The organism is Saccharopolyspora mangrovi (assembly GCF_035320975.1).
Taxonomy (GTDB): Bacteria; Actinomycetota; Actinomycetes; order Mycobacteriales; family Pseudonocardiaceae; genus Saccharopolyspora; species Saccharopolyspora mangrovi.
In genome coordinates, this window is the sequence record NZ_JAWLNX010000004.1 from 87,191 (window position 1) to 99,508 (window position 12,318).

A 12,318-nucleotide genomic window follows, 5' to 3' on the forward strand; every position below is an offset into this window, starting at 1 on the left:
GTGGAACCCGGGCGGGATTAGGCTTGGACCATGGCCACTGTCTCGTTGAAGCAGGACCCCGCCGTGCTCGCCGCGCGCCTGACCCGTGCCGCGGAAACCGCTGCCGCCTCCGACCTGGACGCGCTGCTGATCACGCCCGGCTCCGACCTTCGCTACCTGCTGGGCGCCGGTGGTGAGTCCCACGAGCGGCTCACCTGCCTGGTGCTGCCCGCCGACGGCCGGCCCGCGCTGGTGGTGCCGAAGCTGGAGGCGCCCGGATACGCCGACGTGCCGCTGGCCGAGCTCGGCATCGAGGTCGTGACCTGGGTCGACGGGCAGGACTCGCACGGGATGGTGGCCGACCTGCTGGGCAAGCCCTCGCGGATCGCGCTCGCCGACGCGATGCCCGCGCTGCACACCCTCCCGCTGCGCGGCAAGCTGCCCGGCGCCGAGCAGGTCCTGGCCTCGCCGGTGCTGCGCGAGCTGCGGATGCGCAAGGACGCCACCGAACTGCAGGCGCTGCGCGACGCCGGTGCTGCGATCGACCGGGTGCACGCGCGGATGGCCGAGTTCCTCAAGCCCGGTCGCACCGAAGCCGAGGTGGGCGCCGACATCGGTGAGGCGATCATCGCCGAGGGCCACACCGAGGCCGCGTTCATCATCGTCGGTTCCGGCCCGAACGGCGCCAGCCCGCACCACTCGGTGTCCGACCGGGTCATCGAGCGCGGCGACGTCGTGGTCATCGACATCGGCGGCCCGATCGCCAGCGGCTACAACTCCGACTGCACCCGCACCTACGCCATCGGCGAGCCCGCCCAGGCCGACGTGCGCGAGACCTACGCGGTGCTGCAAGCCGCCCAGCGCGCCGCCGTCGACGCCGTCCGGCCCGGGGCCACCGCGGAGTCCATCGACGCCGCCGCCCGCGAACCGATCGCCGCCGCCGGGTTCGGCGAGAACTTCGTGCACCGCACCGGTCACGGCATCGGCCTCGACGTGCACGAGGAGCCCTACATCGTCGGCGGCAACGAGCTCGTGCTCGAAGCCGGCATGGCCTTCAGCGTCGAGCCCGGCATCTACCAGCAGGGCCACTGGGGCGCGCGGATCGAGGACATCGTGATCGTCACCGACGACGGCGTGGAGAGCGTGAACAACCAGCCGCACGAGCTGGTGGTGCTGCCGGCGTGAGCGAACGGACCACCGGCCCGGGCGCTCTGGAAGCCACCGACCGGGCGATCCTGCGCGAACTCGCGCGTGACGGCAGATGCAGCTTCACCGAACTGGCCGAGCGCGTCGGTCTCAGCGTGTCCGCCGTGCACCAGCGCGTCCGGCGGCTGGAGCAGCGCGGCGCGCTGCAGGGTTACACGGCCAAAGTGGACGGTGAGCAGATCGGTCTGCCGCTGACCGCGTTCATCTCGCTGACGCCGATCGACCCGGCGGCCCCGGACGACTACCCGCAGCGGCTGCAGCACCTGCCGGAGATCGAGTCCTGCTACTCGGTGGCCGGCGACGAGTCCTACATCCTCCAGGTGCGGGTCGCCTCGCCGCTCGGGCTGGAGGAGCTGCTCCGCCAGATCCGCGAGGCGGCCAAGGTCTCCACCCGAACCACGGTCGTGCTCTCCACCCCGTTCGAGAACCGCCCGCCCGCGATCTGAGCCGTCAGCGGTGGGCGTCGGAGAGCGGGACCGCGGTGAGGTTCCCGCGCTCGTCCGGTAGGCAGGCCGCGCCCGGTTCGGCGGCGGCCATGAACTCGCCGAGGCAGCGGGCCAGCTGGGCGTGCCCGGTGGCGTTGGCGTGGAAGGACTCCTGCATCGCGTGCGGGGCGCGCTGCTCGTCCTTCAGCGCCTCCCAGTCCACTGTGAGCCGTGTGAACCACTCGCCGTTGGCCGTCTTCGGGTCCCCGGTGCAGGCCTCGTGGCCGGTGCCCGCGCGGGACAGGTCCAGGAACCGCGCGTCCGCGTCGCGGGCGACCTCGCGCAACCCGTCGGAGAGCTGCGGCACGCCGACGTCGCGGAGCCACGCCAGGTCGCTGGTGAGGAACGGGCAGCCGGACAAGCCCTGCAGCTCCGGGCGCACCTCCGGGCCCACCGGGGACGCGTAGGACTGCATGATCAGCTGGTAGCTGCTGGGCGTGTACCCGGCGCTGTCCATCGCCTCGCGGATGTCGCGCACCGCCGCCAGCGCCTTGGGCTGCATCTGGTCGATGCGCTCCTGCCACCGGCCTTCCAGCTGCGCCGAGCAGCCCACCGGGGCCCGGCGAGCCCACGCCTCCACGCACTGGTTGACCACTGCGAGGAAGCCGGGATCGTCGTTGGCGCCGATCTGCACCACCACGTCGGTGATCCGGTAGCGCTGGGCCAGTTCGGCCAGCTGCGCCGCCTGCGACTTCTCGGCGCCGACGTACTCCTGGTCGGTGCGCAGCGACTCGGTGCGGGCTCCCGAGCAGGCCAGGTTGATGCGCGTCACCTCAGGGGGCAGGCGCAGCTGGTTGACCGGTGCGGCGGGGGAGCGGTGGCACCAGTTGTCGCCCTCGCCGTTGGTGCCCGCCACGTAGTTGCCGCCGCCTTCACCGGACAGCGTCGAGTCACCGACCGTCACCACGGCGGCCGGCAGTTGCTTGGGCTGCAGCGGCAGACCCGGCAGGTACTGATCGCTGATCAAGACCGCGAGCGCCAGCAGGCTGCCCGCGAGCAGGAGGATGAGCGATTTCGACTTGTGCGCCCGCATCACAGGGGAGTCTACGAAGTGGTCGCCGAACTCGGCGGTGCAGGTAGCGGAACGTGGTGCACCGCCTGGACGCGGTGTGCCACATCTCATGCTCGGAGCCCTGGTGCGAGGTTCGTCGCAATCGCCGCGGTCGGTTTGGGAGAATTCCGGGTCTCCCGTTCGTTGTGCGGGTGGAAGGCTTCACAACTGGAGGTCCTGGGTGCCGATCCTCGTGCTGCTCCTCATCGCCGGGGTCGCCGAACTCGCCGTGCTGGTCGCGCTGGGTCAGGCGATCGGGCTGCTGCCCACCATCGGCCTGCTGGTGCTGGCCGCAGTCCTGGGCAGCTGGCTGCTGCGTCGGGAAGGCCGCCGCACCCTCGGCGAGTTCCGCGAGGCCGCGCGGCTGCGCAGGCCCGCCGACCGGGAGATCTCCGACGGAATGCTCATCGCCGCCGGCGGTCTGCTGATCGTGCTGCCCGGCTTCCTCAGCGACATCGCCGGTCTCCTGCTGCTCCTGCCGCCGACCAGGGCGCTGGTGCGCAAGCGCATGATGCGCGCCGCCGAGAAGCGGGCCAAGCAGATGCAGGACCAGGTGTGGCTGCACCAGCAGCGGTTCAACCGCGCAGGTGGGCGCCCGGGTGACTTCATCGACGGCGAGGTCGTCGACGAGACCGACGACGCCCCGAACTCGGGCAGCACGCCGATCATCCTGCCGCCGCAGTCGGTGCGCGCCGAACGCCTCGACGAGCCGCCGCAGCGCTGACGAGGCCGAACCGCTCGGCCGGTGGAGGTGCGCCCGAGCTTCGCGTTCGCGGTAGAGACCACAGGTTCAAGCCTGTGCGCTCAGTGCGGGTAAGCTCGTCAGAACGATCGTTGCCGGGGCGGATCGGGGGCTGAGTTCGATCACGGATCGGGCGCCTTGAGCCGCCCGGCGAGAGCGAACTGCGCAGTTGAACCCCGGAACGCGGAAAGCACGAAGGACATGCCCGAGACCACGTTGTTGCTCGGCGGCCGAATCCACTCGCCCGCCGACGCCGGCGCCACCGCGATGGCCGTCACCGACGGCGTCATCTCGTGGCTCGGCGCCGACGAGGTCGGCCGTGCGCTGAACCCCGAAGCCGAGGTCATCGACCTCGAAGGCGCGTTCGTCGCACCCGCCTTCGTCGACGCCCACGTGCACGCCACCTCCACCGGGCTGCTGCTGCGCGGCCTCGACCTGACCGGCTGCGCCTCGCTGACGGAGTTCCTGCACGCGCTGCGCGATCACGTGGCCGAATACCCGGGCGCGCTGGTGTGGGGTCACGGCTGGGACGAGACCTGGTGGCCCGAGCGCAGGCCTCCCACGCGCGAGGAGATCGACACCGCCTCCGGTGGTGCACCGGTGTACCTCTCGCGCATCGACGTGCACTCCGCGCTCGTGTCGACCGAGCTGGTGAACCTCGCCCCGCTGGCGCGCAGCGCCGAGGGCTGGAGCGAGGACGGTCCGCTGACCCGCGTCGCCCACCACCACGTGCGCCGGGCGGCCCGCGACGCCCTGGGCTCGGGACAGCGCAAGGAAGCGCAGCTGGCGTTCCTGCAGCAGGCCGCCGCCCGGGGCGTGGCCTGCGTCCACGAGTGCGCCGGCCCGGACATCTCCGGTGCCGAAGACCTGGTCGAGCTGCTGGCGCTGTCCGAGCAGGGCGGGGTGCCGGAGGTCGTCGGGTACTGGGGCGAGCTCGGTGCCCTCGAGCGCGCCCGCGAGCTCGGTGCGCGGGGGCTGGCCGGTGATCTGTTCGTCGACGGTGCCGTGGGGTCCCGGACCGCCGCGCTGCGCGAGCCCTACACCGACGACCCGAGCACGGCCGGGGTCCTCTACCTCGACGCCGATGCGGTCGCCGAACACCTGGTGGCCTGCACGCGAGCAGGCCTGCAGGCCGGGTTCCACGTCATAGGGGACGCCGGGGTGGCCGAGGTGTGCGCCGGGTTCCGCAAGGCCGCCGAGGTGGTCGGCACACCGGCTCTGGCCAGCATGCGGCACCGCCTGGAACACCTGGAGATGATCGACGAGGAGCAGGCCGCCGAGCTGGGCTCCTTCGGCGTGGTCGCCTCCGTGCAGCCTGGTTTCGACGCCTCCTGGGGCGGCACCGACGACATGTACGCCCGCAGGCTCGGACTGCCCCGCGGCGCCCGGCTGAACCCGTTCTCCCAGCTGGCCGCCAACGGCGTGCTGCTGGCGCTGGGTTCCGACGCGCCGGTGACACCGGTCGACCCGTGGCGCTCGGTGCAGGCCGCGGTCAACCACCGCACCGACGGCTTCGGCATCTCGCCGCGGGCCGCGTTCACCGCCCACACCCGCGGCGGCTGGCGGGCCGCCGGAGTCGACGACGGCGTGACCGGAACCCTGGTCCCCGGGGCGCCTGCCACCTACGCGGTGTGGGACGCCGGTGAACTCGTGGTGGCCGGTAGCGATTCGCGGGTGCAGCGCTGGTCGACCGACCCGCGCTCGGGCGTCCCGCCGCTGCCGGACCTCTCCCCGCAGGCACCGATGCCGCGCTGCCTGCGCACCGTCCTGCGCGGCCAGACGATCTTCAAGCACAACCCCGAAGACGACGAACTCGTCTGATCTCCGGGCCCGCGCATGGAGTTCCCCGATCTCCCGGTACGGCCGGTGCTGGGCGAGGTCACCTCGGCGCTGACCGGGCACGGCACCGCCGTTCTCGTCGCCCCGCCCGGAACCGGCAAGACCACGCTGGTGCCCTTGGCGCTGGCCGAGGCCGGGTTGCGGGTGGTGGTCGCCGAACCGCGCAGGCTGGCAACCCGTGCCGCAGCGGCTCGGATGGCCGAGCTGCTGGGTGAGCGGGTGGGGAAGCGGGTCGGCTACTCGGTGCGCGGCGAGCGCGAGCGCGGCCGGGACACCGTGGTCGAGGTGGTGACCTCGGGCCTGCTGGTGCGCCGGTTGCAGGCGGACCCGGAGCTGTCCGGTGTGGACGTCGTGGTGCTCGACGAGTGCCACGAGCGTCACCTGGACGCCGACCTGCTGCTCGCGCTGCTGCTGGACGCCCGCGAGGGGCTGCGCCCGGACCTGAAGGTGCTGGCCACCTCGGCGACCGTGGCCGCCGAGCGCATCGCCGACCTGCTGGACGGTGCCTCGGTGCTGCACGCCCACGCGCGCACGCACCCGGTCCGCGTTGAGCACCTGGCACCGCAGCGCGGTGAGCGCACCGAGTCGGCGGTGGCCCGCGCGACCCGCACCGCGCTGTCCGAACAGGATGGTGATGTGCTCGTCTTCCTGCCGGGCGCGGGTGAGATCCGGCGCGTTTCCGAGCACCTGGCCGATCTGGCCGATGTGGACGTCCTGCCGCTGCACGGCAGGCTCGCCCACGCCCAGCAGGACAGCGCGTTGCGGCAGGGCGACCGGCGGCGGGTCGTGCTCGCCACCGCCGTCGCGGAGTCCAGCCTGACCGTGCCCGGCGTGCGGGCCGTGGTCGATTCCGGGCTCGCCAGGGTCTCGCGGGTGGACACCCGGCGCGGCTTGGCGGGGCTGGCCACGGTGCGCGTGTCCGCCGCCGTCGCCGAGCAGCGCGCCGGCCGCGCGGGCAGGCAGGGCCCCGGCGTGGTGTACCGGTGCTGGCCCGAGCACGAGCACTCGACGTTGCCGGCCTACCCCGAACCGGAGATCCGCACGGCCGAGCTCACCCGGCTGGCGCTGGAGCTGGCCTGCTGGGGCACTCCCGACGGCTCGGCGCTGTCGTGGTGGGACGTGCCGCCGAGCGGGGCCCTGGCCGCCGGGCGCGAGGTGCTGCGCGGTCTCGGCGCTCTCGACGACTCCGGCGGCGTCACCGAACGGGGCCGCAGGATGGCCGGCTTCGGCCTGCACCCGCGACTGGCGCGAGCCCTGCTCGACGGTGCTGACAGCGCGGGTGCCGAGCTCGCGGCCGAGGTGGTCGCGCTGCTCGACAACGACAACCTCACCAGCGAGGTGGACGTGACCAGCGCGCTGTCCCGGCTCCGCGCCGGTGGTCCCGGTGCGAAGCGGTGGCGGGAGGAAGCGCGCAGGCTCGCCTCGCAGGTGCCCGGCGCACCTCGCGGGGACGGGGACGAGGCGCTCGTGGTGGCGCTGGCACAACCGGAGCGCCTGGCCCGGCGGCGCGGCGAGGACTCGGCCACCTACCTGATGGCCTCGGGCACGGCCGTGGAACTGCAGGCCGGTTCGGGGCTGCGCGGCTCGGAGTGGCTGGCCGTGGCCATCGCCGACCGCGCGCCCGGGCGCTCCGCGGGCGTCGTCCGGCTGGCCGCACCCGCCGACGAGGAGCTCGCCCGCCGCGCCGCACCCGCGTTGCTGAGCAGCGAGGACGAGATCGCCTGGGTGGACGGGGACGTGCGCGCCGTCCGCGTGGAACGGCTCGGCGCGATCGCGCTGGCCACCCGCCTGCTGCGCGATCCCGATCCGCTGCGCGTCCGCCAGGCCCTGCTCGACGGGCTGCGCGCCGAGTCGCTGGAACTGCTGCGGTGGAACGACGACGCCCGCCGGTTGCGGCAGCGCCTCGCCTTCCTGCACCGGGTGCTCGGCGAGCCCTGGCCCGCCACCGATGACGAGTCGCTGCTCGCAGCCGCCGACCAGTGGCTGGAACCCGAGCTGTCGCAGGCCCGTCGCCGAGCGGACCTGCGGGTGCCCGCTGGCGAGCTGCTGCGGCGGCTGGTCCCGTGGTCGCAGGCGGGGCGCCTGGACGAACTGGCTCCTGACCGCATCGAAGTGCCCACCGGGTCGCAGATCCGAGTGGACTACGGCGCCGACCAACCCGCGTTGCCGGTGAAGCTGCAGGAGGTGTTCGGTTGGCGGAGCGTCCCGCGCATCGCCGACGGGCAGGTGCCGGTGGTGCTGCACCTGCTGTCGCCCGCGGGACGCCCCGCCGCCGTCACCGGCGACCTCGAATCGTTCTGGCGCAACGGGTATCAGCAGGTCCGCGCGGAGCTCCGGGGCCGCTACCCGAAGCACCCGTGGCCCGAAGACCCCGCCGACGCCACGCCGACCCGAGGCACCCACCGCCGCCGGTGATCCCGGCGCGAGCGGCGGTTCCTCGGCGTTTGAGTTGTCAAGGAGCAGGTTCATGTCGAACTGGTGTGCCCATTGTGCCCCAAGTCGGATGTCGGCGGCGACCGGAAACCACCGCACGATCCGGTGATCTCAGTCGTGACTCGGTGAAACCGCCCGGAGGACAACACCATCAAGTGACCACGGTGGATGAATCCACAGCTCGCGCGCACCTTCGCGTCCGGTTTGCCGGAAACCCCGACAGTCACCCGAAATTCCGAACCAGAGCAGCCCGTAGATCGTTAGCATGAGAATCGAGCCCGGCTCAGTGAATCGCACGCTGTGGGAAGCCCGTCGGCACACCGATCCTGGAGAGCTCGATGGAGAGCACCGCGACACCGGCACGTCCCCGGCGCACCGCGCTCCTCGCCGGAATGGCTTCCTTCCTCGATTCCAGCGCCCTGGTGTCGGCCGGAATCGTCGTGGGCACCCTCTACGCCGAGCCGATGGGCTTGTCGGATGCCCACATCGGGCTGGTCCTGGGCTCGCAGACGAGCGGCCACCGCTGCTGATGGGCGTGCTGGCCACGGCGCTGTACTACGCGATGTGGAACGTCGGGGCGAACACGATGGGCCAGTTCGGTTCCTTCCTCTACGTCAACGTCGGCGGCGGCGAAGTGGCGACGTACTCGCTGGTGAGCACCATCGGACTCGGTGCCGGACTGCTCGCCGGGTTGGTGTTCATGCGGTTCGTCGACACCCGGGCGCGACGTCACCTGTTCGCCGCGGGATCGCTGGTCATCGTGCTGGCCTGGGTGTGGCCGCTGGTGGTGGGCTTCGGCGAGTTCTCGCTGCTGGCGACCCTGCTGCTGTCCGGGTTGGGCAGCTCCTTCGCCGGCGAGACCATCTACAAGGTGTGGTCGCAGGAGCTGTTCCCGACGCTGCTGCGCGGAACCGCGCAGGGTGCCACGATCGCCTTCGGCCGCGTGGTGGCCGCGCTGATCGTTTCGCCACTCCGGCGCCGGTCTCACCTTCACCGGTGTCGCGGTGCTGGCGGTCCTCGCCGGTGGCATCGGCCTGTTCTGGATACCGAGGCTTCCGGGTGCGCGGCAGCTCGCGGCGGCCGACGAGAGCGCATGGTGAAAGGATGTCGTGGAATCGCAAGCCCTCGACGGAATCGACCGGTCCGCGTCCTGGATCGGCAGGTGGACGGACCCGGCCCACCGCGTCCTGCGCTCGATCGACTCCGATGAGATCGCCTGGATCGGCCCGGGGGAGGCGCTGGGCCAGGCCTTCACCGCGCCGGGGAGGTTCACCGCGGTGTGCGTGGACCTGGTCTGCGAGGGCGAGCCGCTCGGCAGGCTGGAGCTGCGTGATCCCACCGGTGTCGTGGCCAGCACCGTCATCGAGGTCGGCGGGTTCCGGTGGGACCGGTTCGCGCACTACCTCGAGCTCGCCGAGCCGGCCGGGCCGGGGGAGTACCAGGTCGAGCTGAGCCTCGACAGCGGGCGCGTCGGCTGGCGCACCCGCACGGCACCGGCGAGCCCTGCCGTCGACGACGGGGTGTCCCCTCGCCCGATCGACGGCGTCGCCTCGCGCGACGGGGTGGCCGAACCGGGAACGCGCGCCATCGGCGTGGAGACGGTGCCCGCGCCGAACCCGGTGTTCCGCAAGGACTTCGAGGTGATCGGGGGTGTGCGTGAGGCCAGGCTGACCGCGGTGGGGCTGGGCTACGGCGTGTTCCGGATCAACGGGCGCGAGGTGACCGAGGACGTCCTCGAACCCGCCCAAACCGCCTACGACCGCACGATCCTGCACCGCAGCTACGACGTCACGCCGCTGCTGGAAACCGGGCGTAACACCATCACCGCCGAACTGGGCCGGGGCTTCTACGCTGCTCGCGGGGCCAACACGTGGGGCTGGAACCTGGCGCCGTGGCACCGGGAACCGGTGATGCTCGCGCACCTGGAGCACCTCGACGACGCGGGCGTCCGGCACGTGGTCGCCTCCGGGCCGGACTGGCAGGCCGCGGCCGGGCCGACCACCGAAGACCTGCTCTACACCGGCGAAACCGCGGACGCGAGAACCGAAAAGCGCTGGGAGCAGGCCATCGTCGTCCCGCCACCCGGCGGGGTCTTGCGGGAGGCCACCGCTCCGCCCGTCCGGCGCACCGAAGTCCTGGCCGCGCAGCGGGAAACGGTCGTCGGGGACACCACCGTCCACGACTTCGGCACGATCCTGGCCGGTCGCGTGCGCTGCACCATCAGCGGCGAGCCCGGCGCCGAGGTGGTCGTGCGCCACGCCGAGCAGTTCGCCGAGGACGGCACCGTTCGCTGCGACAACGCCCTCGCCGCAGGGGAGTCCCAGGTGGACCGCTTCGTGCTGGGACCAGAGCCGGTCACCTGGGAACCGCAGTTCTCCTACAAGGGCTTCCGCTACGCGAGCGTGCAGGTCCGCGGGCGGGCCGAGGTGAGCGAGGTGCGGGCGGTGCGGCTGGCCACCACCGTCGCGGAGGCCGGGTCCTTCGTCTGCGAGGACGAGACGCTGAGCTGGATCGACGCGGCCACCGCGCGCACCTTCCTGAACAACCTGCACGGCGTGCCGACCGACACCCCGGTGTACGAGAAGAACGGCTGGACCGCCGACGCCCACCTGGGCACCGACGCCGCGCTGCACCACTTCGACCTGCGGGAATCGCTGGTCAAGTGGCTCGACGACCACGTCGACGCGCGGGACGCGACCGGGATGGTGCCGATGATCGTGCCGACCCCGGGCTGGGGTCGTGAGCCCGACCCGGCGTGGAGCGCCTCGATGGTGCTCATCCCGTGGAACCTGTACTGGGAGTACGGCGATCGCGCCCTGCTGGAGCGCTACGCCGACCCGGTCCGCGGCTACACCGACCGGCTGCTGGAACTGGCCGACGGCGGGCTGTGGCGCGGGGACAGCTGGGGCGACTGGCTCTCGCCGGGGCACTGGCACGCGCCCGAAGGACCGGAACCGACCGCGACGATGATGCTCTACCGGGTCACCGCGCGCACCGCCGAGATCTGCCAGGTCCTCGGCATGGGCGGAGAGGCCGAGCGCTACCGCGATGCCGGGCGCACCATCGCCGCCGCCTACCACGCGAAGTACTTCGACGAACGCAGCGCCACCTACCGCTCGCCCGAAGCCGGCTACCGGCAGTCGATGAACGTGCTGCCGCTGGCCTTCGGCGCCGTGCCGACCTACGTCGCGGGGGCCGTGGGAGCCGGTCTCGTCGACGACGTCGAAGAACGCGCCAAGGGACACCTCGACTGCGGGGCGGTGGCGGCCAAGCACCTGCTGCCGGTTCTGGCCGACGTGGGCCGCGCCGACCTCGCCGTCACCGTGGCGACCCGCCCCGACCGGCCGGGGTGGGGCATCTGGCGGCGGCTGGGGATGGAAACGCTGATGGAGTCCTGGGACGACACCGCCCGCTCGCACAACCACTACTTCCTGGGCGCCGCCTCGGCGTGGATCCAGCAGCGCATCGGCGGGTTGCGCGCGACGAGCCCCGGCTGGCGGACCTTCGACATCGCCCCCGTGCACGACGATCGCGTCACCTGGGCCGACGTCCGCCACACCACCCCCGAGGGGCACGCCGGGGTGGCCTGGCGGCGGCGCGACGACACCTGGGAGTTCGAGGTCGAGGTGCCCGAGGGCAGCGTGGCGACGGTGCGGTTGCCGGGGCAGCCCCCGGCCCGGCTTCCCGGCGGCAGGCACGGTCTCAGCCGGCCGGCCACACCCGGGGCGGGTCAGTAGGCGGGCAGGCGTGCGCCTGGGTGACGGCGTCGGTGCGCCCGGCGCGCCGGAACACCTTGCGCAGCAACGACACCAGCGAGTAGAGCGTCAGGTCCCGGGTCCGGCAGGCCACCCACGGCACGCCCTTGATCAGCAGCCAGCGGACGTGGTCGAGCCGCGTCACCGGAACACCGCCCGAGCAGGTCAGCGACACCTCCGACGGCACGGCCAGGCCTTGACCGGCCAGACCGGCCGCGAACGCCGCCGCCAGCATCCGGTGGCCCAGCTCGGAGGGGTGCAGCCGGTCCACGCTCCAGGCCGCGCGGTGGTAGGCACCTGGCAGCCGGTCGAGGTCCACGACCGCCGCGCCGTGGGCGTCGGCCACCGAGGTGAGGACGCGGTTGAGCGCGTCGATGCGCCGGTTCAGCAACCGCCGCAGCGGTCCCGGCAGCCGGAACACCCGGGCGTGGTCGTGGTACTGGACGGTCACCACGGCCGCGCCCGCACCGACCAGCGAGCACACCACGTGGTCGAGCTGCTGCCGCAGCAGCCGGGTGTCGAAGTCCGAGCGCATCGTGTCGTTCATGCCGACCATCACCACGGCCGCGTCCGGTTCGACGCGCAGCGCGGCGGGCAGCTGGTCGTGCCGGACCTCGGTGACCCGCGCGCCGCTGGTCGCCAGGTTCGTGAAGTGGGCAGGACGGACCGCGTCGGCGAGCAGCGGCGCGAAACCGCGCCACCGGCCGCCGGGCACGGGGTCGCCCATGCCGGCGGCGACGGAGTCACCGAGGACCGCGAGGCTGCGTACTCTTCGCGAGCCGGGAAGCCCGGCTGTCATCGCGTCTTGCACCTGATCATCGTGAGCCC

At 72.7% G+C, this 12,318-nt stretch carries 10 protein-coding genes; 8 read left to right on the forward strand and 2 right to left on the reverse strand.

All coding sequences use genetic code 11. The features are described 5' to 3' along the window. The first annotated feature begins 30 nt into the window (after positions 1-30). Both R4I43_RS07125 and R4I43_RS07130 read left to right on the forward strand, forming a co-directional pair. Positions 31-1,164 (forward strand): M24 family metallopeptidase, encoded by a 1,134-nt coding sequence (locus R4I43_RS07125; RefSeq protein ID WP_324264733.1) that lies wholly within the window; start codon positions 31-33, stop codon positions 1,162-1,164. Beyond that, positions 1,161-1,631, forward strand: a complete 471-nt coding sequence (locus tag R4I43_RS07130) for an Lrp/AsnC family transcriptional regulator (RefSeq protein WP_407691212.1) — start codon at positions 1,161-1,163, stop codon at positions 1,629-1,631. Before R4I43_RS07125 ends, R4I43_RS07130 begins: the two co-directional genes overlap by 4 nt. A gap of 4 nt (positions 1,632-1,635) precedes the next feature. Here R4I43_RS07130 and R4I43_RS07135 read toward each other — a convergent pair whose 3' ends face one another. Further along, a complete protein-coding gene (locus R4I43_RS07135) occupies positions 1,636-2,703 on the reverse strand; it encodes a GDSL-type esterase/lipase family protein (RefSeq protein ID WP_324264734.1) in 1,068 nt (355 codons plus the stop codon). A 199-nt stretch (positions 2,704-2,902) separates the two neighbouring features. Here R4I43_RS07135 and R4I43_RS07140 point away from each other — a divergent pair, with 199 nt between their 5' ends. The 6 genes from R4I43_RS07140 to R4I43_RS07165 all read left to right on the forward strand — a co-directional run bounded on the left by R4I43_RS07140 (position 2,903) and on the right by R4I43_RS07165 (position 11,472). Then, positions 2,903-3,445: an FxsA family protein gene (locus R4I43_RS07140; RefSeq protein WP_324264735.1), complete on the forward strand. Its 543-nt coding sequence runs from the start codon at positions 2,903-2,905 to the stop codon at positions 3,443-3,445. Positions 3,446-3,664: 219 nt separating this feature from the next. Then, complete coding sequence (locus tag R4I43_RS07145) at positions 3,665-5,284, forward strand: amidohydrolase (RefSeq protein WP_324264736.1); 1,620 nt, start codon at positions 3,665-3,667, stop codon at positions 5,282-5,284. Positions 5,285-5,299: 15 nt separating this feature from the next. After that, complete coding sequence (gene hrpB / locus R4I43_RS07150) at positions 5,300-7,717, forward strand: ATP-dependent helicase HrpB (RefSeq protein WP_324264737.1); 2,418 nt, start codon at positions 5,300-5,302, stop codon at positions 7,715-7,717. A 356-nt stretch (positions 7,718-8,073) separates the two neighbouring features. Then, positions 8,074-8,265, forward strand: a complete 192-nt coding sequence (locus R4I43_RS07155) for a hypothetical protein (protein WP_324264738.1) — start codon at positions 8,074-8,076, stop codon at positions 8,263-8,265. Next, entirely contained in the window at positions 8,265-8,945 is a 681-nt protein-coding gene (locus R4I43_RS07160; protein ID WP_324264739.1) for a hypothetical protein, read from the forward strand. The genes R4I43_RS07155 and R4I43_RS07160 overlap by 1 nt, the downstream gene beginning before the upstream one ends. After that, entirely contained in the window at positions 8,845-11,472 is a 2,628-nt protein-coding gene (locus R4I43_RS07165) for a family 78 glycoside hydrolase catalytic domain (RefSeq protein WP_324264740.1), read from the forward strand. The genes R4I43_RS07160 and R4I43_RS07165 overlap by 101 nt, the downstream gene beginning before the upstream one ends. On the opposite strand, the gene R4I43_RS07170 is transcribed toward R4I43_RS07165, so the two are convergent. Then, positions 11,438-12,301: an SGNH/GDSL hydrolase family protein gene (locus tag R4I43_RS07170; RefSeq protein ID WP_324264741.1), complete on the reverse strand. Its 864-nt coding sequence runs from the start codon at positions 12,299-12,301 to the stop codon at positions 11,438-11,440. The two genes, R4I43_RS07165 and R4I43_RS07170, sit on opposite strands and share 35 nt — an antisense overlap. Between the last annotated feature and the right edge of the window lie 17 nt (positions 12,302-12,318).